The organism is Catellatospora vulcania (assembly GCF_009720385.1).
Taxonomy (GTDB): domain Bacteria; phylum Actinomycetota; class Actinomycetes; order Mycobacteriales; family Micromonosporaceae; genus Catellatospora; species Catellatospora vulcania.
In genome coordinates, this window is the sequence record NZ_WARX01000007.1 from 16,002 (window position 1) to 40,548 (window position 24,547).

Below are 24,547 nucleotides of genomic sequence, written 5' to 3' on the forward strand. Positions count from 1 at the left end.
CTCCTCGGCCGTGGCGGCGTGTGCGCGAGAGCTGGCACGTCGCCGCAATCCGCTCCGGCCGGGTCGCCTTCCGCACCACGGGGTGGCCGTCGTTCGTCGACGGTGACCGCGGATTCGCGGCGGGATGAAACGCAGGAGAGGCAATGCAGGGAGGAGTGCAGTGAAAATCAGAAACGTCCGCATCAGGCTGCTCGCGACGGTCGTCGCCGCCAGCCTGGCCGTCGTGGCGGGGCCGACCACATCGGCCTCGGCCGCCGGAGGGCCGAACCTGGCCGCCGGCAAGGCGACCACGGCGAGCAGCGTCAACGGACCATACGTGACCGGCAATCTCGTCGACTCCAACGCGGGGTCGTACTGGGAGAGCTCCGGCGCCTTCGCCCAGTGGGCGCAGGTCGACCTCGGCAGCACCGTCAGCATCGACCAGGTCGTGCTGAAGCTGCCCGCGGGCTGGGGCGAGCGCACCCAGACGCTGTCCGTGCAGGGCAGCACCACCGGCAGCACGTTCAGCACGATCGTGGCCTCAGCCGGGTACAACTTCCAGCCGGGCGCCGGCAACGTGGTGACGATCAACTTCGCCGCGGCCAGCACCCGGTACGTGCGGATCAACATCACCGCCAACACCGGCTGGGCGGCCGCGCAGCTGTCCGAGCTGGAGGTGTACGGCGCGGGCGGCGGCTCGTCCGGCAACCTGGCCAGCGGCAAGGCGATCGCCGAGAGCGGCCACGCCGACGTGTACGGCGCGGGCAACGCCAACGACGGCAACCAGGGCACCTACTGGGAGAGCGTGAACAACGCCTGGCCGCAGTGGCTGCGCGTCGACCTCGGCTCCACGGTGAGCGTGAACCGGGTCGTGCTGAAGATCCCGACCGGCTGGGGCGCGCGCACGCAGACCCTCGCCGTGCAGGGCAGCACCAACGGCACCACGTTCTCCGACATCGTGGCCTCGACCGGGTACAACTTCACCGGCGCGAACACGGTCACGATCAACTTCGCGACCGCGTCCACCCGGTACGTGCGGATCAACATCACCGCCAACACCGCGTGGCCGGCCGGCCAGATCTCCGAGTTCGAGATCTACGGCCCGACCACCGGTGACACCCAGGCCCCGACCGTGCCGGGCAGCCTGGCCTACACGCAGCCCGCGTCCGGCCAGATCCGCCTGACCTGGAACGCGTCCACCGACAACGTCGGCGTCACCGCGTACGACGTGTACGCCAACGGCGACCTGCTGACCAGCGTCAGCGGCTCGACGCTGACCTACACCGACAGCCGGCCGGACAGCCAGACGGTCAGCTACCACGTGCGGGCCCGGGACGCGGCCGGCAACCAGTCGGGCAACAGCAACACCGTCACCCGCACCGGGCAGACCGGCGACACCCAGGCGCCCACCGCGCCCGGCAGCCTCGCCTACACCCTGCCCGCGTCCGGCCAGATCCGGCTGACCTGGACCGCGTCGACCGACAACGTCGGCGTCACCGGCTACGACATCTACGCCAACAGCGCGCTGCGCGGCAGCGTCAACGGCAGCACCCTGGTCTACACCGACAACCAGCCGGACACGGCGACGGTCAGCTACTACGTCCGGGCCAAGGACGCGGCGGGCAACATCTCGCCGATGAGCAACATCGTCACCCGCAACGGCTCCGGTGGCGGCGGCACCAACCAGGCGCTGAACAAGCCGATCACCGACAACGGCCACACGCACATCTTCGCGCCGGAGAACGCCAACGACGGCGACCTCACCACGTACTGGGAGGGCAGCACGTCGCCCAACCAGCTCACCGTGGCGATGGGCTCCAACGTCGGCGTGAGCTCGGTCGTCGTCAAGCTGAACCCGGACGCCGCGTGGGGCGCGCGTACCCAGACCATCCAGGTCCTGGGCCGCGAGCAGAGCTCGTCGTCGTTCGTCAACGTGGTCTCCGCGCAGGCGTACAGCTTCAACCCGGCCACCGGAAACACGGTGACCATCAACGCCTCCGGCAGCTACGCCGACATCCGGCTGCAGTTCACCGGCAACTCCGGCGCCCCCGGCGGCCAGGTCGCCGAGCTCCAGGTCATCGGCACCCCGGCGCCGAACCCGGACCTCACCGTCACCTCGGTCACCTGGTCCCCGGCCTCCCCGGTGGAGACCGACGCGATCACGCTGAGCGCGGTGGTCCGCAACGCGGGCACCAACACCTCGGGCGCGACCAGCGTCAACTTCTACCTGGGCACCACCCTGGTGGGCACCGGCTCGGTCGGCTCGCTGGCCGCCGGCGCGCAGGCGACGGTCAACGCCAACATCGGCACCCGCAACGCCGGCTCCTACGCGGTCACCGCGAAGGTCGACGAGGCCAACACCGTCGTCGAGCAGAGCGAGACCAACAACAGCTTCACCGCAGCGAGCAACCTCACGGTCAGCCCGGTGCAGAGCTCCGACCTGGTCGCGAACCTGAGCTGGACGCCGAGCAACCCGTCCGCGGGTAACAACGTCACGTTCTCGGTCGCGATCAAGAACCAGGGCACCATCGCCTCGGCGAGCGGCGCGCACGGCATCACGCTGACCGTCCTCAACGAGGCCGGCACCGTGGTCCGCACGCTGACCGGGTCGGTCTCCGGCGTGATCAACGCGGGCGCCACCTCGGCGGCGCAGAACCTGGGCACCTGGACCGCGGCCAACGGCCGGTACACGGTCCGCGTGGTGCTGGCCAACGACGCCAACGAGCTGGCCGTCAAGTACGCCAACAACACCAGCAACACGCCGCTGTTCGTCGGGCGTGGCGCGAACATGAACTACGACATGTACGAGGCCGAGGACGGCTCGACCGGTGGCGGCGCGTCCGTCGTCGGCCCGAACCGCATCATCGGCGACCTCGCCGGTGAGGCCAGCGGCCGCAAGGCCGTGACGCTGAACAGCAACGGCCAGTACGTGCAGTGGACCACCAAGTCCGCGTCCAACGCGCTGGTCACCCGGTTCTCCATCCCGGACAACGCGGGCGGCACGGGCACCACGTCGACGCTGAACATCTACGTCAACAACGTGTTCCACAAGGCGATCACGCTGACCTCGAAGTACTCGTGGCTCTACGGCGCGGAGGCGGGGCCGAGCAACTCGCCCGGCGCCGGCGCGCCGCGTCACCTGTACGACGAGGCCAACATCCTGCTGGACTCCACCATCCCGGCAGGCGCCACGATCAAGTTGCAGAAGGACTCCGCCAACAGCGGCACCTTCGCGATCGACTTCATCAACCTGGAACTGGTGAGCCCCCGGGCGAACCCGGACGTGACCAAGTACAAGGTCCCGACCGGCACCTCGCACCAGGAGGTCCAGAACGCGCTTGACGCGGTCCGGATGGACACCACCGGCGCCTTCATCGGCGTCTACCTGCCCGCCGGCAACTACGAGACGGCGCAGAAGTTCCAGATCTACGGCAAGCCGATCAAGGTCGTCGGCGCGGGCATGTGGTACACCCGCTTCGCCACCCCCGCCGGCCAGGAGAACACCGACGCCGGCTTCCGGGTGGAGAACACCGCCAGTGGCTCCTCGTTCGAACACCTGGCGTTCTTCGGCAACTACGTCACCCGCATCGACGGCCCGGGCAAGGTCTGGGGCGAGCTGAACCAGGTGAACAACCTGACGTTCGACAACGTCTGGGTCGAGCACACGGTCTGCGGCTGGTGGGGCGTCAAGGTCAGCGGCTGGAACGTCAAGAACAGCCGGGTCCGCGACACCTTCGCCGACGGCATCAACCTGACCAACGACTCCACCAACAACACGGTCAGCAACGTCGAAGGACGCGGCAACGGCGACGACGCGTTCGCGCTGTTCTCGGCGATCGACTCCGGTGGCTCGGTCGGCAACCACGGCAACGTCTTCGAGAACATCTCGGCGACGCTGACCTGGCGCGCCGCTGGTCTGGCCGTGTACGGCGGCTACGACAACGTGTTCCGCAACATGTACATCGCGGACATGCTGACGTACTCGGGTATCACGATCAGCTCACTGGACTTCGGATACCCGTTCGTCGGGTTCGGCACCACACCCACGCGGTTCGAGAACATCTCGCTCGTGCGGGCCGGTGGCCACTTCTGGGGCCAGCAGACCTTCGGCGCCATCTGGGTCTTCGCGGCCTCGAAGGAGTTCCGCGGGATCCGGGTGACCGATGTGGACATCGTCGACCCGACGTACTCCGGCATCATGTTCCAGTCGAAGTACCCGGAGCAGCAGCTCGTCACCGACACCATCTTCACCAACGTCAGCATCAGCGGCGCGCAGAAGAGCGGTGACGCGTTCGATGCCAAGTCCGGCATCGGCATCTGGGTCAACGAGCTGCCCGAGACGGGTCAGGGTCCGGCGAGGGGTTCGGCCACCTTCAACAACCTGACCTTCAGCAACAACTTCCAGAACATCCGCAACACCACCACCACCTTCACCCTCAACATCAGCTGACGGTGAATCGGAGCGCCCGGCGGACTCCCGCCGGGCGCTCCTTCATGTCGCCGGTCAGAGCTGGTCGGCGTCGGCGACGGCCTGCGCGAACGGCCCCGGAGCCTCCTGGGGCACGTTGTGGCCGATGCCCGGCAACGCGCGGTGCTCGTACGGCCCGGTGAACTTCGCGCGGTAGGCCGCGCCGTTGCCCGGCGCCACGAACGGGTCCTGCTCGGCGTCGATCGTGATCGTGGGGACCCCGATCGTCGGGCTCTTCGCGAGCTGCGCCTCCAGTTCGTCGTGGCGCGGGTCGCCCTGCGCCAGGCTCAGCCGCCAGCGGTAGTTGCCGATCACGATCGGCACGTAGTCGGGGTTGTCGAAGGCTGCGGCGGTGCGGTCGAAGGTCGCGTCGTCGAACTTCCACGTCGGGGAGGCGTACGCCCAGATCAGCTTCGCCAGGTCGTGCCGGTTCCGGTCGAGGCCGAGCACGCCGCGCTCGGTGGCGAAGTAGTACTGGTACCACCACGCCCACTCTGCCTTCGGGGGCAGCGGCTGCTTGTTGGCCTCCCGGTTGGTGATCAGGTAGCCGGACACCGAGACCAGCGCCTTGACCCGTGCCGGCCACAGTGCGGCCACGATGTCGGCGGTACGCGAACCCCAGTCGAACCCGGCCAGCAGCGCCTGCCGCACGCCCAGCGCATCCATCAGCGCCACCAGGTCGAGCGCGAAGGCCGACTGCTCCGCCGTGCGGGGCGTGGCCGCGTCCCGGAACCGCGTCGTGCCGTGGCCGCGCAGGAACGGGACGATCGTCCGGTAGCCCTTGGCGGCCAGCAGCGGCGCGACGCCGACGTAGCTGTGGATGTCGTACGGCCAGCCGTGCAGCAGGAAAACCGGCCGGCCGTCGGCGGGGCCGGACTCGACGTAGCCGACGTTCAGCTCGCCGGCGTCGATCTGGCGTACCGGGCCGAATTCGGGCTGTTCCCGCATCGCGACGCTCGCCGTCGGCCCGCTCGCGGAGACGGCACCGGCCGCGGGTTCCGTGCCTGCGGCGCGGGCTGCATGCGCCGCATGGGCCGTGCCGGGTGGCGTGGCGAGGCCGCCCAGGGCGGCCACCGCCCCGGTGCCGAGGATCTTGCCGAAGGTACGCCGGTCGACCATCCGGAACCTCCCGTGAGGTGTCGACGGAGGCGAGCGCGTGCTGCCGACCACCGCGGCGTGGACGCGCGCGGACTCTCTTGCCCAGCTCGGACGCTACCGGGCGGTCACGCGGCGCGGACGGGTTCCGCGGTAAGTCGCATCGACGGCCGCCGGAGCAGGCGGAATGATGTAGGCATGTCGCTGGACCGGCTCGACCTGAGCAGCCCCGTCGCCCGGCTCGGATTCGGGCTGGCGGCGGTGGGGCGGCCGGGGTACATCAACCTGGGCCGGGACCGGGATCTGCCCTCCCCGCGGACGGTTGAGGCGTTGCGGGAGCGCAGCTACGAGCTGCTCGACGCCGCGTACGCGGCAGGGGTGCGGTACGCCGACGCGGCCCGCTCGTACGGCCGCGCCGAGGAGTTCCTCGCCGGGTGGCTGGACTCCCGCGACGTGCCCGACATGGTGATCGGCAGCAAGTGGGGCTACACGTACACGGGGGGCTGGCGGGTCGACGCCGAGGTGCACGAGACCAAGGACCACAGCCTCGCGGTGTACGAGCGCCAGCTCGGCGAGACTCGGCAGCTGCTGGGGGAGCGGCTGGATCTGTACCAGATCCATTCGCTGACCGTGGAGAGCCCGGCGCTGGCCGACACCGCGCTGCACCGCCGCCTGGCCGAGCTGGCCGCGGCCGGGGTGACCGTCGGCTTCTCCAGCAGCGGGCCGCGGCAGGCCGACGCGATCGACGCCGCGCTGCGGATCGAGGTCGACGCGGTGCCGCTGTTCCGCAGCGTGCAGGCCACCTGGAACCTGCTGGAGCCGTCCGCGGGCCGGGCGCTGGCGGCCGCCCGTGCCGCCGGCTGCGAGGTGATCGTCAAGGAGGCGATGGCCAACGGCCGCCTGGCGGTGCGGTCACCGGACCTGAAGGTGCTGGCCGAGGTGGCGGCCGAGACCGGCGCGTCGCAGGACGCGGTGGCGCTGGCGGCCGTGCTGCACCAGCCGTGGTCGGGGATCGTGCTGTCCGGGGCGGCGACGACGGATCAGCTCGCGAGCAACCTCGCCGCCGCCGGGCTGCGCCTGACCGAGGACCAGTTGTCCCGGCTCGCGGCCCTCGCCGAGCCCGCCGACGAGTACTGGAAGCACCGCTCCACCTTGCACTGGAGCTGACGCGCGACGCCGGCGCCTTCCTCATAGACGTTGGCCTATTGGATCGATTATGATCTACGAATTCTCGATCTAATAGGCCAACGTCTATGAAAAACGGGCTCGCGACGCCGCGCCACCCACCCTGACCGGCAGCTCCCGCCAGCAGGCGTCAAGCAGGTGCCCTTCCGCTACGCATGGCGAGGTGAAGGTGCCGGTCCTTCGCTCACTCGGTGGTTTGGAGGGCGGTGGCCACGGCGGATACGGCCTGCGGGGCGTCGTCGCCGGTGGCGCGGACGGTGACCGTCTCCCCGGCGGTGGCGCCGAGGGCGAGCAGGGCCAGGACGCCGCGGGCGTTGGCGGTCTTGGCGCCGTAGACGATCTCGACGGTGCTGGTGAACTTGGCGGCGGTGACGACCACCTGGCCGGCGGGGCGGGCGTGCAGGTGGGCGGGCAGGACCACGGTGGTCTCAGAGCTTTCGGGCATGCCAGGCCTCCTCCGCCGCGACGCTGACCGTGTCCAGGTCGGCGCCGGTGGCCGCGATGACGGCGGCGGCGACCGCGCCCTCCACGAAGGGGGCGTCGACCAGGCGCACCCTGGGGTCGGGATGGTCTGCCAGGAGGGCCTTGGCGGTGAGCACGGAACTGCCCAGGTCGGGCAGGACGACCACGCCCTCGCCGGAGCCGGCCTCGGCGATCGCGTCGCGGATCAGTTCGTACGAGGTGCCCAGGCCGCCGTCGTCGTCGCCGCCCGCGACGGTCACCGCGACCGCGTCGCCGGCCACCTGCCGCAGCAGTTCGCGCAGTCCGGCCGCCAGATCGGGACTGTGCGAGACGAGGACCAGGCCCACGGTGCCGCTCATGTGGGGATGGTAGCCCGCGCGCACCGGTAAACCGGGCACACTGCCGCCGGTCGGGGCAGGATGGACTTACGACGCCCGCCGGTGGCGCGACGGTCGCGTCCCGGGCTGCCGCGACGCGCCCGGGGCGACGCTGGTGGGGAGTCCGAGGCGGTCCGCCGTCCGGGCCGACCACCGGGACGAGCCACTAGCGCAGTGAAGGGAGCCCGGCCGTGAAGAAGTTCATCAACCATCCTGACGCGGTGGTCCGTGAGGCGCTGGTGGGACTGGCCGCCGCCCATCCGGAGCTGCGGGTGGACCTGGAGCAGCAGATCGTGGTCCGGGCCGACGCGCCGAGGGCCGGCAAGGTCGGGCTGATCTCCGGCGGTGGATCGGGCCACGAGCCCCTGCACGCCGGGTTCGTGGGGCTGGGCATGCTCGACGCGGCCTGCCCGGGTGAGGTGTTCACCTCGCCGGTGCCCGACCAGATCCTCGCCGCGGCAAAGGCGGTCGACGCCGGCTCGGGCGTGGTGCACATCGTGAAGAACTACACCGGCGACGTGATGAACTTCCAGATGGCCGCGGAGCTGTCCGGCGACGAGGGCATCGAGGTGTTCACGGTGCTCGTCGACGACGACGTGGCGGTGGAGGACTCCACCTGGACCGCGGGCCGCCGCGGCACCGGCGCGACGATGCTGGTCGAGAAGATCGCCGGGGCGCTGGCCGAGGAGGGCGGCGACGCCGCCGCGGTCGCCGCGCTGGGCACCCGGGTCAACGAGGCCAGCGCCTCGTTCGCGATCGCGCTGACCCCGTGCACCACGCCCGCCGCCGGGCGGCCCGGTTTCGAGCTGGGCGAGGACGAGATGGAGGTCGGCGTCGGCATCCACGGCGAGCCGGGCCGCCGCCGTGAGAAGCTCCGGCCGGCTCGTGACATCGCCACGATGACGCTGGAGGCGATCCTGGCGGCCAAGCCGGTCGCCGCGGGCGAGGACGCGATCGTGCTGATGAACGGGCTGGGCGCGACCCCGCTGATCGAGCTGTACCTGCTCTACGGCGAGGTGGCGGGCCTGCTGGAGTCGGCCGGGGTGCGCATCGCGCGCAATCTCGTCGGCAACTATGTGACCAGCCTGGACATGGCGGGCATGTCGTTGACGGTGTGCCGGGCCGATCCGGAGCTGCTGCGGCTGTGGGACGCCCCGGTGCGTACGCCCGCGCTGCGCTGGGGGGTCTGACGATGGACGTCGCGCTGGCCAAGGCCTGGCTGGACACCGCAGCGGACGCCATCGCGGCCCAGGCGGACCAGTTGACCACGCTGGACGCCGCGATCGGCGACTCCGATCACGGCGTGAACATGAACCGCGGGTTCGGCGCGGTGCGCACAGCCCTGGCCGGAGCCGCGCCGGACGGGGTGGGCGCGGTGTTCACGCTGGCCGGCTCGACGCTGGTGTCGAAGGTCGGCGGGGCGTCCGGGCCGTTGTACGGCAGCGCGCTGCGGGCGCTGGGCAAGGCGCTGCCGGACGGGCCCGAGGTGGACGCGGCCGCGTTCGGTGCGGGGCTGCGCGCGGGCCTGGAGGCGCTGCGCAAGCTGGGCGGGGCGGCGCCCGGCGACAAGACCATCGTGGACGCGTACCTGCCGGCGGTGGACGCGTACGACGCGGCGCTGCGACAGCACGGCGGTGACGGTGACGGCGGGCTGGCCGCGGCGACCAGGGCCGCCGCGGCGGCGGCCGCCGAGGGCATGCGGGCCACGGTGCCGCTGCAGGCCCGCAAGGGGCGCGCGTCGTACCTCGGCGAGCGCAGCATCGGGCACCAGGACCCGGGCGCGACCTCGACCTGGCTCATCTTCCAGGCCCTGGCCGACGCCGCCGCGGCGCCGTGATGGCCGAGGTCTACTGCGGGGTGGCGGGCGCGCCGGGGGTCGCGGTGGGCCGGCTGCGCCATCTCGCGTACGGGGCCAACGGCGAGTCGGCGACCGCCACCCCGGACCAGGTCGGGGCGGCGTTCGACGCGGTCGCGGCCCGGCTGCGCTGCACCGCGCAGGCCATGCGGGGGCACGGCGAGAACGGCACGCCCGCTGACATCCTGGAGGCGACCGCCCTCATCGCCGACGACCCCGATCTGCGCTCGGCGGCGATCGGCGGCGTCGAGAACGGGACTCCGGCGGACCGGGCGGTGCTCGACGCGGCGGAGCGGTACGCCAGGGTGCTGGCGGCGCTGTCGGATCCGACCCTGGCCGCCCGCGCCGCCGACGTGCGCCAGATCGGCCGGCGCGTGGTCGAGCAGCTGCGGTCCGGGGCCGCGCCGCCCGGTGGGCCGGACGAGGAGCCGGTGATCCTGGTCGCCGAGGAGCTCGGAGCTGACGACCTGCTCGACCCGTCGGCGACGGTGGTGGGCGGGGTGTCCCGGCTGGGCGGCCCGAACGCGCACGTGGCGATCGTGGCGCGGGCACTGGGGGTGCCGCTGCTGTTCGGGGTGGGCGTGCCGGCGTCGTCGGCGGGCCGCCAGGCGGTGCTGGACGCGGTCGTGGCCACGCTGACCGTGTCGCCGACGCCGCACCGGCTGGAGGCCGCCCAGCGGGCCGCCACGGCGGCCCGGGTGCGGCGTGAGGAGCTGGCGGCGTTGCGCGACCAGCCGGCGGTGACCCGGGACGGCACTGCGGTGACGCTGCTGGTCAACGTCTCGACCGCGGCCGACGCGGTGGCGGGTCTGGCGGCCGGGGCGCAGGGGTCCGGGCTGATCCGCACCGAGGTGGCGTTCCTGCACACGCGGCACTGGCCGACCCGCGAGGAGCACGCCGCCGCGCTGCGGCCGGTGCTGGCGGCGCTGGCCGGGCACCGGGCCACGGTGCGCACCCTGGACTTCGCGCCGGACAAGCTGCCGCCGTTCCTGTGGGGCACCTCGTCGCGCCACCGCGGGCTGGAGCTGATGCTGGACGAGCCGCGGTCGCTGGCGGACCAGTTCGCGGCGATCCTGGACGAGGCCGACGGGGCACTGCTGCGCGTCATGATTCCGATGGTCGTCTCGGTGGCCCAGCTGGACCGCTGCCGGGAGCTGCTGGCGGCAGCGGCGGCCGCGCGCGGGGTGCCGGCGCCGCCGCTGGGCGCGATGATCGAGCTGCCGGAGGCGGTGGCGGTGGTGGACGAGCTGGCGGCCGCGGCCGACTTCCTGTCGATCGGCAGCAACGACCTGACCGCCGCGCTGCTCGGGCTGGACCGGCGCGATCCGGCGCTGACGCCGGGCCGGATCGCCGACCCGGTGGTGCTGGCCGCGGTGGTGGCGGTGGTGCGCGCGGGCCGCCGGCACGACCGGGACGTGTCGGTGTGCGGCGACGCGGCCGGCGACCCGGTGCTGGTGCCGCTGCTGCTGTCGGCGGGCTGCCGGACCCTGTCGGCGGCGCCGACGGCCCTGGACGAGGTGCGTTCCGCGGTTCGTGACACGACGCTGGAGCCCGGGGAATAAACCCCATTCAGTGCGTCATCACCCCCGACGAACGCATACCCGGCAGCGGGTATCGGAGAGCGATCCAGGCCGGACGCGATTCGTTCTATGCTGGACACGTAGCGCGAGTGGATCACCGTTTTCGGTGGTCGGCGGCGGTTTTCCTGCCGCGCGACGGCACACGACGCACACGCCGCACGGCCTCGCCGCCGCCCCTACCCGCGGACACCTCTGGGGGGCGGACAGACATGGCAAGTTCCGGGACGGCAGCAGAGAAGGCGATCGCCAGGAAGGGCCTGTGGCGCGAGCTGAGCGCGGAGTTCGCCGGCACCATGATCCTGATCTTGTTCGGTGTCGGCGTGGTGGCGCAGGTCGTCGGCGGCGGGCTGGGCGATCACGACAGCATCGCCTGGGCCTGGGGCCTGGGCGTGACGATGGGTGTGTACGTCGCCGCGCGCATCAGCGGCGGGCACCTCAATCCGGCGGTGACGTTCTCGCTGGCGCTGTTCAAGGGATTCCCCTGGGTGAAGGTGCTGCCCTACATCGTCGCGCAGTTCCTGGGCGCGTTCGTGGCGGCGCTGATCGTCCGGTGGAACTACACCGAGACGCTGCACCAGGTGGACCCGGGGCTGACCATGAAGACGCAGGGGGTCTTCTCCACCTTGCCCGGCAACGGCTCGCTGCCGATCGGCACCTGGGGCGCGTTCCGCGACCAGATCATCGGCACGGCGATCCTGCTGTTCGTGGTGCTGGCGCTCACCGACCTGCTCAACCTGCCGCCGCTGGCCAACCTGGCCCCGCTGATGATCGGCCTGCTGGTGGTCGGGATCGGCATGGCCTGGGGCACCGCGGCCGGCTACGCGATCAACCCGGCCCGTGACTTCGGGCCCCGGCTGGCGTCTTATCTGACCGGTTACGAGTCCGCCTTCAGAGATCAGTATGGGAATCTCTATTTCTGGGTGCCGATCGTGGCCCCGCTCATCGGCGGGCCGCTGGGCGCCTGGCTGTACCACCTCCTGGTCGGCCGGTATCTCACGGTGGAGCAGGTGGAAGAGGCGAGCACGCCGGTCGGCACGGTCGGGGTGAAGGAGTCGGGCACGTCCGACAACGACGCGTGAGCCGTGCCGACCAGGACGACGTACAGGGAGAGGACGCGAGATGGCTGACTTCGTGGGTGCGATCGATCAGGGGACGACGAGCACACGGTTCATGATCTTCGACCGGGGCGGCAACGAGGTCGGCAAGCACCAGCTGGAGCACAAGCAGTACCTGCCGCAGGCCGGCTGGGTGGAGCACAACCCGCTGGAGATCTGGGAGCGGACCAGCGCCGTGATCCGCACGGCGCTGTCCCAGCGCAAGCTGCAGGCCTCCGATCTGGCCGCGGTCGGCATCACCAACCAGCGCGAGACCACCGTGGTGTGGGACCGCAAGACCGGGCGGCCCTACTACAACGCCATCGTGTGGCAGGACACCCGCACCGACCGCATCGCCTCCGCGCTGGACCGCGACGGCCGCGGCGACACCATCCGGCGCAAGGCCGGGCTGCCGCCCGCGACGTACTTCTCCGGCGGCAAGATCCAGTGGATCCTGGAGAACGTCGACGGCGTACGCGAAGCCGCCCAGCGCGGCGACGCGCTGTTCGGCAACACCGACACCTGGACCCTGTGGTACCTGACCGGCGGCTCCGACGGCGGCGTGCACATCACCGACGTGACCAACGCCAGCCGCACCATGCTGATGAACCTGGAGACCCTGGACTGGGACGACGAGCTGCTGTCGTTCTTCGACATCCCGCGCGCGATGCTGCCGGAGATCCGGCCGTCGTCGGACCCGTCGCTGTACGGCATGACCCGGGCCGGCGGGCCGTTCGCCGGGGAGGTGGCGCTGCCGGCGTCACTGGGCGACCAGCAGGCAGCCACGGTGGGGCAGGTGTGCTTCTCGCCCGGCGAGGCGAAGAACACCTACGGCACCGGCAACTTCATGCTGCTCAACACCGGCACCGAGCTGGTGCGCTCGAAGGCGGGCCTGCTGACCACGGTCTGCTACAAGTTCGGCGACCAGCCCGCCGTGTACGCCCTGGAGGGCTCCATCGCGGTGACCGGCTCGGCCATCCAGTGGCTGCGCGACCAGCTCGGCATCATCAGCGGCGCGGCGCAGAGCGAGTCGCTGGCCCGGCAGGTCGACGACAACGGCGGCGTGTACTTCGTGCCCGCGTTCTCCGGCCTGTTCGCCCCGTACTGGCGCTCCGACGCCCGCGGCGTGATCGTGGGCCTGTCCCGCTTCAACACCAACGCGCACCTGGCCCGCGCCGCCCTGGAGGCGATCTGCTACCAGTCGCGCGACGTGGTCGAGGCGATGGAGAAGGACTCCGGCGTACGGCTGGAGTTCCTGAAGGTCGACGGCGGCATCACCGCGAACAAGCTGTGCATGCAGCTGCAGGCCGACATCCTCAACGTGCCGGTGAGCAAGCCGGTCGTCGCCGAGACCACGGCGCTGGGCGCGGCGTACGCGGCCGGGCTCGCGGTGGGCTTCTGGCAGAACACCGACCAGCTGCGCGAGCAGTGGCACGAGGATCAGCGCTGGGAGCCGACCTGGACCGACGAGCAGCGCGAAGTGGGCTATCAGGGCTGGAAGAAGGCCGTCGAGCGGACCCTGAACTGGGTCGAGGTCGGGTAAGGGGCCCAGCATGGACGTCGTCGCGCTTTCCGCTGAGTCGCGCCGCCAGGCGCTGGCCGACATGGCCGCCCGTGAGCTGGACATCCTCGTCATCGGCGGGGGCGTGGTCGGGGCCGGCGCGGCGCTCGACGCGGCCACCCGCGGCCTGCGGACCGGCCTGGTCGAGGCGCGGGACTGGGCCTCGGGCACGTCCAGCCGGTCCAGCAAGCTGATCCACGGCGGCCTGCGCTACCTGGAGATGCTGGACTTCGGGCTGGTCGCCGAGGCGCTGAAGGAGCGGGCGCTGCTGCTCACCCGCCTCGCCCCGCACCTGGTCAAGCCGGTGAAGTTCCTCTACCCGCTCACCCACCGGGTGTGGGAGCGGCCGTACGTCGGCTCGGGCGTGCTGCTGTACGACCTGATGGGCCTGGGCACCGGCAACGGCCGCGGCGTGCCGCACCACCGGCACCTGAGCCATCGCCGGGCCCTGCGCGAGGCACCCTGCCTGAAGAAGGCCTCGCTGGTCGGCGCGGTGCAGTATTACGACGGCCAGGTCGATGACGCCCGGCACACGATGACCGTGGTGCGCACCGCGGCGTCGTACGGCGCGATGGTCGCCAACCGGGCGAAGATCGTCGAATTCCTGCGCGAAGGCGAGCGGGTGGTCGGCGCGACGGTCGAGGACGTGCTCACCGGCGAGACCTACGAGATCCGCGCCCAGCAGGTGATCAACGCGACCGGCGTGTGGACCGACGAGACGCAGCGCATGGCCGACACCCGCGGGCAGTTCCACGTGCGCGCCTCCAAGGGCGTGCACCTGCTGGTGCCGCGCGACCGCATCCAGTCGCGCACCGGGCTGATCCTGCGCACCGAGAAGAGCGTGCTGTTCGTGATCCCGTGGGGACGGCACTGGATCGTCGGCACCACCGACACCGACTGGAACCTGGACCTGGCCCATCCGGCGGCGACCGCGCACGACATCAAGTACCTGCTGGAGCACGTGAACTCGGTGCTGGTCACCAAGCTGACCATGGCCGACGTCGAGGGCGTCTACGCCGGGCTGCGCCCGCTGCTGGCGGGGGAGTCCGAGGAGACCAGCAAGCTGTCCCGCGAGCACCTGGTCGGGCACCCGGTGCCGGGGCTGGTGGTCATCGCCGGCGGCAAGTACACGACGTACCGGGTGATGGGCAAGGACGCCGTCGACGAGGCGGTGCGCAGCCTGGACCAGCGGGTCCCGGAGTCGATGACGCACGAGGTGCCGCTCGCCGGGGCGGAGGGCTACAAGGTGCTGTGGAACCGGCGGCACCTGCTGGCCCAGGAGTCGGGCCTGCACGTGGTGCGCATCGAGCACCTGCTCAACCGGTACGGCTCGATGATCCATGAGGTGCTGCGCCTGGTGGCCGAGGACCCGTCGCTGGCCGAGCCGCTACCCGGCGCCGACGACTACCTGGGCGCGGAGGCGGTGTACGCCGCCTCGCACGAGGGCGCGCTGCACGTCGACGACGTGCTGGCCCGGCGTACCCGGGCGTCGATCGAGACCTGGTCGCGCGGGGTGCAGGCGGCCCCGACGGTGGCCCGGCTGATGGGCGGGGTGCTCGGCTGGTCCGACAAGGAGATCGAGGAGGAGACCGAGGTGTACGCGGCCCGCGTGGAGGCCGAGCGGCAGTCGCAGCAGGAGCCCGACGACGAGTCGGCGGAGCAGGTTCGGCTGGCTGCGCCCGATCTTGGCTGAGGGCGCTCTAATGTGATTTCATGCGAATTGTCCCGGCCGTGCGTGATGTCAGGATCTGGAGCGCCGCGCTCGTGGCGGGCGCACTGCTGCTGGGCGGGTGCAGCGGCTCACCGCCGCCCGCCCGGCCGGGACCGATGGGCCTCGAACCCGGCCTGGAGGCCGACACCCCAGCCGAGGTCGACCTGGCCGGGGTAGGCGACCCGTACTTCCCGAACTACGGCAACGGCGGCTACGACGTCGCCTCGTACGGGCTCAAGGTGAAGTTCGACCCCGCCTCCGGCCGGCTCGACGGCACCGCCACCGTCAAGGCCCAGGCCACCGTGCCGCTGGACCGCTTCCACCTGGACCTCATCGGGCTGACCGTCGACTCCGTGGTGGTCGAGGGCGACCCGGCCGAGGTCAGGCGGGACCGCGACGAGCTGGTGATCACGCCGACGAAGCACATCGACTCGGGGCAGGCGTTCACCGCCGTCATCGCGTACCACGGCAACCCGGGGGACAGCCCGGAGCGCGACGCCGACCACAACGGATTCTTCGTCGGCAAGGACGGCGCGGTGGCGGTCGGCGAGCCGCAGTCCGCCGCCGCCTGGTTCCCGGTCAACGATCACCCGCGGGACAAGGCGCTCTACACCATCGACGTCACCGTGCCGAACAAGCTCAGCGGGCTGAGCAACGGGGTGCTCAAGGGGAAGAAGACCGACGGCGACTGGACCACGTGGAGCTGGAACGTCACCGCCCCGATGGCGTCCTACCTGGCCACCATGGTCGTCGGCGACTACCGGGTGACGCAGACCGAGCACCGGGGCAAGCCGGTGGTCTACGCGGTGGCCTCCACCGTCCCGGCCGGGGAGGCCGACCGTAACCTGGCCCGCACCCCCGAGGTCGCCGACTTCCTGGAGAGCCTGTTCGGGCCGTACCCGTTCGACGCGTACGGCGGCATCGTGGTCGGCGACAACCGGGTCACCGACGAGCTGGAGAACCAGACCCGCCCCATCTACCTGCCCAAGACCTGGGAGAAGGGCCCGGACACGATCATCCTGGCGCACGAGCTGGCGCATCAGTGGTTCGGCGACAGCGTCTCCGTGCAGTCGTGGCGCGACATGTGGCTCAACGAGGGCTTCGCGACGTACGCCGAGTGGCTGTGGGACGAGCACCAGGGCGGCCGTACCGTGCAGGAGCACTACGACCGGCGCTACAAGGACCGCAAGGACCGCATGTGGCGGGTGCCCACCGCCGACCCGGGCAGCGACGGCATCTTCTCCAGCAGCGTCTACGAGCGCGGCGCGATGACCCTGCACGCCCTGCGCAAACTCGTCGGCGACGACAAGTTCTTCACCATCATGCGCACCTGGACCGCCGAGCAGCGCGACGGCAACGCCAGCACCGCCGAGTTCATCACCCTGGCCGAACGCATCGCCGCCCGCCCCCTCGACGCCTTCTTCCACCCCTGGCTCTACGGCAAAACCCGCCCCGAATAACCCGCCCCACGCCGCCCCGCCCCGCCCCGCCCCGCGTCGCCCGCCGCCTCGGTGCCGCGACTCTTAAAGAGTCGCGGCATCAGGCATGTCCGCAGGCCGCGACTCTTTAAGAGTTGCGCCGGGTGGAGGGGGCGGTGGGCGGGGGTCGGCGGCGGGAGAGGCCGTGTTCGGCGAGTTGTTCGGTCATGAAGGCGACGACGGTGGCGATGAGGACCACCGGGGTCATGGAGAAGCCGGCCGGGCCCAGGAGCAGGACGACCAGGACTACGGCGCTGACGGGCAGCGGGAGCATCGCGACGGTGGCGGCGGCCATGCCGGCGGCCATCGCGGGGACCGCGCCGAAGCCGGGCAGCGGGGCGGCCAGCACGCCGAGCACGCCGCCCAGGGTCACCGCCGGGAAGATCGGGCCGCCGCGCAGCGCGGCCAGCGACAGCGCGTACCCGAGGCCCTTGAACAGGACCAGGGCCAGTAGCGCGGTCTCCGGCCAGACCGTGGGGTCGGCCGACATCCCCGCGAGCATCTGCTGGCCCGACAGGGCGACCTCCGCCGGGGACCGGCCGGTGATCAGCGCGTACGCGGCCGCGCACGCGCCCACGCCGAGCGCGGCGAGCACCGTCAGTTCCAGCGGCCGGGCGGTGACCCGCGGGACGAGGCGCCTGGCGAGGCCGCGTACCAGCCGGATGCCGACCGCCGCGACGACGGCCAGCGGCAGCGCCCACAGCAGGTCGCCGAGGTCGGGCCGGACGGGGACGGCGGGGATCGGCAGGTTCAGCGAGCCGATGGGCAGCCCCGACCAGAGCCCCAGGCCGGTGAACACGATCGAGCCGACGCCCGCCGCCAGCAGGCAGGGGATCACCACGGCCGACAGTGCCGCACCGCTGAGCTGGACCATCTCGATCAGCAGCACCGCGGCGACCACGGGGCTGCCGAAGATCGCGGCGATGGCGGCCGCGGCCCCCGCCCCGCTGACGATCAGCGCCGGACGGCTGCCGGGCTCGATGCCGAACAGGTGCGCGGCCAGCAGCGCCAGCCCGCCGCCACCGGCGATCAGCGGCGCCTCCGGCCCGAGCACCGCGCCCAGCGGCAGGCTGATCAGCGCCGCGACCAGGACCCAGGGCAGTTGTGCGGGGGTCGGCGGCGGGCCGCCCATGCCGTCGGCGGGGGTGTGCCCGCCGTGGCCGGGAGCCCAGCGGGCCACCGCGCCGACGCCGAGTCCGGCGAGCGCCAGCAGCGGCAGCGGCCACCACCAGGGCGGGGAGTCGCCGCCGGTCAACGCGTGCGGGAGGTCGTGCCAGATCCGGTGCTCGGCGGCGTGCAGCAGGGCCAGGAAGCCGAAGGCCACCAGCGACACGGGCACGCCCAGCAGCCCGGCGATTCCGAGGACCCGCAGGTATTCCGGTTGCCGGACGAGTGCTGTCTCGCGGTCCGCTGCCTCCTGCGGTGCAATGTCCGACATGTCACCACGTTATGCGCTGCCGCCCGAGGATCTCGCGTAGACGGCGGCGGAGACCTCCAGCGCGTTCCGGTCCCAGGCGGCGAGCTCGGCGGCGGCCTCGTAGGTGCACTGCAGGAACGCCATCAGGGTCGCGTCCGGATCCTCGGCGGTGCGTACGACCTCGTACGGGAGCAGGAACTCGCCCAGTTCCATGTCGTAGACGGCCTGCTCGGGCAGGACCGGCCAGGCCTGGAAGCCGGGCGGCTCGGGGTAGGCGTACGAGTAGAAGGCGCCCTCGGCCCCGCCGCCCGGCCAGAAGCCGCAGCTGCTCACCTCGTGGTCATAGGCCAGCCGGCTGACCCGGTCGGGGCAGTTGGGCACCCCGCCCGGATGCGGCGGGGCCTCCTCGCCGGAGAACCGGGTCACCGCGAGGTCCAGCGCGCCCCAGAACAGGTGCACCGGGCTGACCTTGCCCTGGAACCGGGCCCGGAACGCGGTGAACACCCGGTGCATCTGCACCGTCGCCAGCCAGAACCGGTGGGCGTACTCCGGGTCGTACGCGCAGTGCTGCTCGTCGTCGGCGAACGGGATCGCCACCGGCAGCTCCACCGGCCGGGCCATGATGTCGACCGGCATGCCGAGCGAGTCCAGCGCCTGCATCACGGCCGCGTAGAAATCGGCGACGCTGCGCGGGCGCAGCTCCACCTCGCGGCGCTCGCCGCCCGTCGTGCGCAGGTCGAGCACGTGCCGCTGGAAGTCGAACGTCATCTCCAGCCCGGCCGAACCGTACGGCATCAGCGAGGTGGTGAAACCGCGGACGTCCACGTAGAGCGGCACCTGCCACCAATGGTTGATCATCGGCTCCAGCGCCAGCCGCACCTTGCCCACCACCTGGGTCCACAGGTGCAGCGTGTCCCGTGTGTCCGACCACTCCGCCAGCGTCAACGCAGGCCAGACTCCCTTGCTGGTCACCTTCCCAGCATGCCGGACCCGGGCCGGGCGCGGCGGCGGTTCGGCGGGGCGGGCGGCGATACGGTCGGGGGATGGCGAAGGCGGGTGGCGGGTTCCTGCGGTGGGTCGAGCTCGACGACGACGGGGTGGACACCACGGCGTACCCGTTCGCGCTGCCGGTGGTGGCGGGGCTGCGCAAGGCCGGGCGGCTGGAGCTGGACCCGAAGGTGACGTTCCTGGTCGGCGACAACGGCACCGGCAAGTCGACCCTGGTCGAGGCGATCGCGGTGGCGGCCGGGTTCAACCCGGAGGGCGGCTCGCAGAACTTCAACTTCGCCACCCGGGCCAGCGAGTCCGTGCTCGGCGAGCACCTGACGCTGGTACGCGGCCTGCGCAAGCCGCGCACCGGGTTCTTCCTGCGCGCGGAGTCGTTCTACAACGTCGCCACCGAGATCGAGCGCCTGGACGTGCAGGGCTCCTACGGCGGGCGCAACCTGCATGAGCGCTCGCACGGCGAGTCGTTCCTGGACCTGGTCACGCACCGGTTCGGCGCGCAGGGGCTGTACCTGCTCGACGAGCCGGAGGCGGCGCTTTCGGTGTACGGCTGCCTGGCCGTCATCGCCCGCATCCAGGAGCTGACCGGCCAGGGCTCGCAGTTCGTCATCGCGACCCACTCGCCGATCCTGCTGGCCGTGCCCGGGGCGCGCATCCTGCAGCTCGACAGCGGCGGCGGGATCACCCCGGTCGGCTTCGACGAGGCCGAGCCGGTCGCGCTGACCCGCTCGTTCCTCGCCGAGCCGCAGGTGTACCTGCACCACCTGCTGTCCGGGTCGGACCCGGACAGCAGCGGCGCGGCTGGTTAGCCGCCGAGCTGGAAGACGTTGACGCGGTGGAGCTGGGCGTCGACGAAGGTCAACGCACTGCCGGTGTCGTAGGTCGCCACCAGGGCCAGCTCCGTGGTGGGCAGGTAGTCCCGGCCGGGATCGCCGACGAGCACCCGCGCGCCGCGGTCGGCGGCGCGCCGCAGGAAGGGCATCACCCGCTCGGCCATCTCGTCGCTGTAGAAGACGTCGCCGGCCAGCACGAGATCGGCGTCACCGCCGTCACCGTCGAGCAGGTCGCCCTGTCGGCCTGTCACGGTCACCCCGTTGGCCCGCGCGTTGAGCTCGACCGCCGCGATGGCGTACGGGTCGATGTCGTTGGCGGTCACCGTGGCTGCGCCGGCCAGTGCGGCCGCGATCCCGACCAGGCCGGAGCCTGCGGCGAGGTCGAGCACCCGGCGTCCGTGCGCCACCTCGGGATTGTCGAGCACGTACCGCGCCACGCCCTGGCCGCCGGCCCAGGCGGACGCCCAGAACGGGGTCGCCAGGGCCTGCCCCGCCTCGGCTTCCATCCGGGCCCACCACACGATCGCGTCGACCGCGAGGTGCAGGCGGATCTCGGGTACGAGGGGCACCGGCATCAGCGAGAGCCGGTCGAGACCGTCGCTGTGCACCGAGAGTGTTTTGTCCTTGAGGTCATGCATTGCGTAATCAACGCGACCTGTCACTCGCCCAGCATGCCCGATCCGGCGCTCGATCGGTCGCAGAATCGCCCTGTTCGTCGGCAAAAGTCATCCTTCCCGTGCATGGCGCGCTAGGGTCAGCGGTTGTGGGGCAATAGCCGCACCGCGCAGTGCGGTGCGGGGCAGTCGACGGCCCCGTGAGAGGGATTCATGGCAACCGGCACCGTCAAGTGGTTCAACGCTGAGAAGGGCTTCGGCTTCATCGAGCAGGACGGCGGGGGTGCGGACGTTTTCGTCCACTACTCCGCCATCTCCGGTGGCGGATACCGCGAGCTCCAAGAGGGCCAGCAGGTCGAGTTCGAGGTCACCCAGGGCCAGAAGGGCCCGCAGGCGGCTAACGTCCACCCGCTCTGATCAGTGCAGCAAAGGGCGTCCCCACCACCGTACAGGTGGTGGGGACGCCCTTCCCGTTCGCCCCTGTTCGTCAGGCTCCGGCCAGCGCCGGTGCCACGGGGTTGCCGGCGTTGTCACCGGCCTGCGCCATGCCCTCGGCGGGCTCGGCCGGACGCAGCGCGAGCGCCAGCACGTCGGCGACATCGGACAGCACGTGGATCGTCAGACCCTCCCGCACGTCCGCCGGAACGTCGTCCAGATCCGGCTCGTTGCGGGCCGGGATGATCACCTCGGTGAGGCCCGCCCGGTGCGCCGCCAGCAGCTTCTGCTTGACGCCGCCGATGGGCAGCACCCGCCCGTTCAGGGTGACCTCGCCGGTCATCCCGAACTCCGGCCGGACCGGACGTCCGGACGCGAGCGACGCCAGTGCGGTGACCATGGTGATGCCGGCACTCGGGCCGTCCTTGGGCACCGCGCCCGCGGGCACGTGCAGGTGGATCCGCCGCCCGGCCAGCGCGTTGGGGTCCAGCCCCAGCTTGCGGCCGTGCGAGCGCAGGTACGACAGCGCGATGTGCGCCGACTCCTTCATCACGTCGCCGAGCTGGCCGGTCAGGGTCAGCCCCGGCTCACCGTCCATCGAGGTCGCCTCGATGAACAGCACGTCGCCGCCCGCTCCGGTGACCGCGAGTCCGGTCGCGACACCCGGTGTGGCGGTGCGCTCCGCCGACTCCGGCGTGAACCGGGGACGGCCCAGGAACTCCTTGAGGTTGCCGTTGTCGACCTGCACCTGCGCGCTGTCGTCCGCCTGCTTGACGGCGACCTTGCGCAGGATCCGGGCCAGCGCGCGCTCCAGCTGGCGTACGCCCGCCTCGCGGGTGTGCTCGGCGGCGATAGCCCCCAGCGCGCCGTCGCTGATGGACACCTCGCCGGCGGTCAGGCCGGCCCGGTCGAGCTGCCGCGGCAGCAGGTGGTCCCGGGCGATGGCGACCTTCTCCTGCTCGGTGTAGCCGTCCAGGGTGACCAGCTCCATCCGGTCCAGCAGCGGGCCGGGGATGGTCTCCACCACGTTCGCGGTGGCCAGGAACAGCACGTCGGACAGGTCGAGGTCGACCTCGAGGTAGTGGTCGCGGAAGGTGTGGTTCTGCGCCGGGTCGAGGACCTCCAGCAGGGCCGCGGCCGGGTCGCCGGCGTACCCCGCGGAGATCTTGTCGACCTCGTCCAGCAGCACCACCGGGTTCATCGAACCTGCCTCACGCAGCGCCCGGACCAGGCGGCCCGGCAGCGCGCCGACGTAGGTGCGCCGGTGACCGCGGATCTCCGCCTCGTCGCGCACGCCGCCCAGCGACACCCGGACGAACTTGCGCCCGAGCGCCCGCGCCACAGATTCGCCGAGGCTGGTCTTGCCCACCCCGGGCGGACCGGCCAGGGCCAGCACCGCACCGGAGCCGCGTCCGCCCACCTTCTCCAGGTTGCGGGTCGCGCGGCGGTTGCGCACCGCCAGGTACTCCAGGATGCGCTCCTTGACGTCGTCGAGGCCCGCGTGGTCGGCGTCCAGCACCGCCCGGGCCGCGGCGAGGTCGGTGTTGTCGTCGGTGCGCACGTTCCACGGCATCTCCAGCACCGTGTCCAGCCAGGTGCGGATCCAGCTCGTCTCCGGGGAGGCGTCGCTGGCGCGCTCCAGCTTGCCCACCTCGCGCATGGCCGCTTCGCGGACGTTGGCGGGAAGGTCGGCGGACTCCACCCGGGACCGGTAGTCGGCCGAGCCCTCGGGCTCGTCCTCACCCAGCTCCTTGCGGATCGCGGCCAGCTGCTGGCGCAGCAGGAACTCGCGCTGCGACTTCTCCAGCCCCTCGCGCACCTCGCTGTTGATCTTCTCGGAGACCTCCTGCTCGGCCGCGTGCCCACGCGCCCAGCCGACCAGCAGCTCCAGCCGCGCCGTCACGTCCGGCGAGCCGAGCAGCTCGACCTTCTGCGCCAGCGTCAGCCACGGGGCGTACCCGGCCGAGTCGGCCAGCTCGCCCAGGTCGGTCATCCGCTCCACGGCGTCGACGACCTGCCACGCGCCGCGCTGCTGCAGCTCGGCGACGACCAGGGCCTTGTACTCGCGGGCCAGCTCCTTGGCGCGGCCGGCCGGTTCCGGCTCGGTGACCAGGGTCGCCTCGACCCACAGCGCGGCGCCCGGACCCGGCACACCGGAGCCGATACGGGCACGGGTCACACCGCGCAGCACCGCGGCACGCTCTCCGCTGGGGAGGCGGCCGACCTTCTCGATCACCGCGGTCACGCCGTACGTGCCGTACTCGCCGTCGAGGCGGGGCACGGCCAGCACGGTCTTGTCACCGGAAGCCCGCGCCGCGTCGATCGCGGCCTGGGTGTCCGGCTGGAGCGCCACCGCCACCACGTTGCCGGGCAGCAGGACGGCGTCATCCAGGGGAAGAACGGGGAGTGTGGTCATCTTCGACACCTGCCATCCTGTGAACTTGAGTCTTACCCACTCAAGTCCAGGACGACCTTGGTTGTTCCCTCAACCAACCCCTGTGACCCACACCACATCGCACCGCTGCGCCGCAGGGGGCACGTGGGCGGCAACCGTCTCGGGCGGGTTGGGATTCCCGTGGGGTCGCGTCAGCAGTTGCCGCGGGGGATGTAGATCGGGCGGTCGGTCTCCTCGGCGGGTAGCGCGGCGGGTCCGGCGGCGACGAGGCTGGCCTCGGCGTGGCTCGGCGCGGGCACCGGCACGGCGGGCGCGTCCGGGATCGTGTGCAGCTCGACCGTGTCGACATCCAGCTGCGCGCCGGCTCCGGCGCGGCCGGGGTGCTGGGGCGCGACCTGGGCCGCGACCTCGGCGGCGACCGCCTGCACCGGCGCTACCTCGGCCGTGGCGACCGCCTGCACCGGCGTGATCTCGGCCGTGGCGACCGCCTGCGCAGGCTCGGCAACGGTCGCCTGCGAGGGCGCCACGTCGTTCGTGGCGGCGGGCACGGCCGCGGGCGCGCCGACCGCCGCGTGCGCGGCCGACTCTGCCGTCGCTGCCGCGGGCTCGGCTGCGGCCGGGAAGGTGGACGGCTTGGGGGCGAGCAGGCCGATCGCCAGGCCGGTGATCACGGGCATCACCGAGTACGAGGAGGCGACGTCGGTGAAGTACACGTCGAGCCCGATGTTGAACGCGCCGCCCAGGTACAGGCCCAGGTCACCGGCGGTGGTGACGGCCGCCCAGACGAGGCCGACCAGCACGCCCTCGGGGCCTGCGGCCTCCGGGCGCCGGCGCAGGTAGCGGATGGCGAAGCCGAGCACCAGCGCCACCATCGTGGTCAGCTTGACCGACTCGTACAGGGCCTCGTGCTTGCCCTCGGCGGGCAGCAGGATCAGCGAGATGCCGACCATGCCGAGCCAAACTCCCAGCCCGTACCCGAGCACGCGCGACGACCTCATGGGCG

Annotated in this window: 19 protein-coding genes; 11 read left to right on the forward strand and 8 right to left on the reverse strand. The window is 71.8% G+C overall.

All coding sequences use genetic code 11. The annotated features are described in order from the left end of the window. Positions 1 to 166 precede the first annotated feature (166 nt). Positions 167 to 4,429 carry a discoidin domain-containing protein gene (locus tag F6W97_RS28095; protein ID WP_407924616.1) on the forward strand — a complete coding sequence of 1,421 codons (4,263 nt, stop codon included), beginning with the start codon at positions 167 to 169 and terminating at the stop codon, positions 4,427 to 4,429. Between the two features lie 54 nt (positions 4,430 to 4,483). Here F6W97_RS28095 and F6W97_RS28100 read toward each other — a convergent pair whose 3' ends face one another. After that, positions 4,484 to 5,566, reverse strand: coding sequence for an alpha/beta fold hydrolase (locus F6W97_RS28100; RefSeq protein ID WP_155373561.1), 1,083 nt, complete (start codon positions 5,564 to 5,566; stop codon positions 4,484 to 4,486). 174 nt (positions 5,567 to 5,740) lie between these two features. Between F6W97_RS28100 and F6W97_RS28105 the strand changes: the two genes are divergently transcribed. After that, complete coding sequence (locus F6W97_RS28105) at positions 5,741 to 6,709, forward strand: aldo/keto reductase (RefSeq protein ID WP_155373562.1); 969 nt, start codon at positions 5,741 to 5,743, stop codon at positions 6,707 to 6,709. Positions 6,710 to 6,911: 202 nt separating this feature from the next. Here F6W97_RS28105 and F6W97_RS28110 read toward each other — a convergent pair whose 3' ends face one another. Together F6W97_RS28110 and dhaM are read right to left on the reverse strand one after the other, a co-directional pair. Continuing rightward, positions 6,912 to 7,172: an HPr family phosphocarrier protein gene (locus F6W97_RS28110; protein WP_155373563.1), complete on the reverse strand. Its 261-nt coding sequence runs from the start codon at positions 7,170 to 7,172 to the stop codon at positions 6,912 to 6,914. After that, entirely contained in the window at positions 7,156 to 7,548 is a 393-nt protein-coding gene (gene dhaM, locus F6W97_RS28115; protein ID WP_155373564.1) for a dihydroxyacetone kinase phosphoryl donor subunit DhaM, read from the reverse strand. The genes F6W97_RS28110 and dhaM overlap by 17 nt, the downstream gene beginning before the upstream one ends. Positions 7,549 to 7,757: 209 nt before the next feature. On the opposite strand from dhaM, the gene dhaK reads away from it, so the two are divergent. The 7 genes from dhaK (at position 7,758) to F6W97_RS28150 (ending at position 16,827) form a co-directional block, all read left to right on the forward strand. Further along, positions 7,758 to 8,756, forward strand: a complete 999-nt coding sequence (dhaK, locus tag F6W97_RS28120; RefSeq protein ID WP_155373565.1) for a dihydroxyacetone kinase subunit DhaK — start codon at positions 7,758 to 7,760, stop codon at positions 8,754 to 8,756. A 2-nt stretch (positions 8,757 to 8,758) separates the two neighbouring features. Next, positions 8,759 to 9,403, forward strand: a complete 645-nt coding sequence (gene dhaL, locus F6W97_RS28125) for a dihydroxyacetone kinase subunit DhaL (protein ID WP_155373566.1) — start codon at positions 8,759 to 8,761, stop codon at positions 9,401 to 9,403. Further along, a complete protein-coding gene (locus F6W97_RS41295) occupies positions 9,403 to 10,983 on the forward strand; it encodes a putative PEP-binding protein (protein ID WP_155373567.1) in 1,581 nt (526 codons plus the stop codon). The genes dhaL and F6W97_RS41295 overlap by 1 nt, the downstream gene beginning before the upstream one ends. 227 nt (positions 10,984 to 11,210) lie before the next feature. Continuing rightward, the gene (locus F6W97_RS28135; protein ID WP_155373568.1) at positions 11,211 to 12,080 is read left to right on the forward strand and encodes an MIP/aquaporin family protein; all 870 of its coding nucleotides are present in this window, start codon (positions 11,211 to 11,213) and stop codon (positions 12,078 to 12,080) included. Positions 12,081 to 12,120: 40 nt separating this feature from the next. Continuing rightward, on the forward strand, positions 12,121 to 13,638 hold the full coding sequence (glpK, locus tag F6W97_RS28140) for a glycerol kinase GlpK (protein WP_155373569.1): 1,518 nt from the start codon (positions 12,121 to 12,123) through the stop codon (positions 13,636 to 13,638). Positions 13,639 to 13,648: 10 nt separating this feature from the next. Next, positions 13,649 to 15,349, forward strand: a complete 1,701-nt coding sequence (locus F6W97_RS28145; protein WP_155373570.1) for a glycerol-3-phosphate dehydrogenase/oxidase — start codon at positions 13,649 to 13,651, stop codon at positions 15,347 to 15,349. Between the two features lie 38 nt (positions 15,350 to 15,387). Further along, positions 15,388 to 16,827 carry a M1 family metallopeptidase gene (locus F6W97_RS28150; protein WP_230687045.1) on the forward strand — a complete coding sequence of 480 codons (1,440 nt, stop codon included), beginning with the start codon at positions 15,388 to 15,390 and terminating at the stop codon, positions 16,825 to 16,827. Positions 16,828 to 16,933: 106 nt separating this feature from the next. On the opposite strand, the gene F6W97_RS28155 is transcribed toward F6W97_RS28150, so the two are convergent. Both F6W97_RS28155 and F6W97_RS28160 read right to left on the reverse strand, forming a co-directional pair. After that, entirely contained in the window at positions 16,934 to 18,283 is a 1,350-nt protein-coding gene (locus tag F6W97_RS28155) for a chloride channel protein (protein ID WP_155373572.1), read from the reverse strand. Between the two features lie 9 nt (positions 18,284 to 18,292). Continuing rightward, complete coding sequence (locus F6W97_RS28160; protein ID WP_196279368.1) at positions 18,293 to 19,234, reverse strand: DUF5996 family protein; 942 nt, start codon at positions 19,232 to 19,234, stop codon at positions 18,293 to 18,295. 71 nt (positions 19,235 to 19,305) lie between these two features. On the opposite strand from F6W97_RS28160, the gene F6W97_RS28165 reads away from it, so the two are divergent. Beyond that, positions 19,306 to 20,076 carry an AAA family ATPase gene (locus tag F6W97_RS28165; protein WP_155373573.1) on the forward strand — a complete coding sequence of 257 codons (771 nt, stop codon included), beginning with the start codon at positions 19,306 to 19,308 and terminating at the stop codon, positions 20,074 to 20,076. Here F6W97_RS28165 and F6W97_RS28170 read toward each other — a convergent pair. Beyond that, entirely contained in the window at positions 20,073 to 20,738 is a 666-nt protein-coding gene (locus F6W97_RS28170; protein ID WP_155373574.1) for a class I SAM-dependent methyltransferase, read from the reverse strand. The two genes, F6W97_RS28165 and F6W97_RS28170, sit on opposite strands and share 4 nt — an antisense overlap. A gap of 189 nt (positions 20,739 to 20,927) precedes the next feature. Between F6W97_RS28170 and F6W97_RS28175 the strand changes: the two genes are divergently transcribed. Further along, positions 20,928 to 21,131 carry a cold-shock protein gene (locus tag F6W97_RS28175; protein WP_144124622.1) on the forward strand — a complete coding sequence of 68 codons (204 nt, stop codon included), beginning with the start codon at positions 20,928 to 20,930 and terminating at the stop codon, positions 21,129 to 21,131. A 70-nt stretch (positions 21,132 to 21,201) separates the two neighbouring features. On the opposite strand, the gene lon is transcribed toward F6W97_RS28175, so the two are convergent. Both lon and F6W97_RS28185 read right to left on the reverse strand, forming a co-directional pair. After that, on the reverse strand, positions 21,202 to 23,565 hold the full coding sequence (gene lon / locus F6W97_RS28180; protein ID WP_155373575.1) for an endopeptidase La: 2,364 nt from the start codon (positions 23,563 to 23,565) through the stop codon (positions 21,202 to 21,204). A gap of 170 nt (positions 23,566 to 23,735) precedes the next feature. Further along, a complete protein-coding gene (locus tag F6W97_RS28185; protein WP_155373576.1) occupies positions 23,736 to 24,542 on the reverse strand; it encodes a hypothetical protein in 807 nt (268 codons plus the stop codon). Positions 24,543 to 24,547 lie beyond the last annotated feature (5 nt).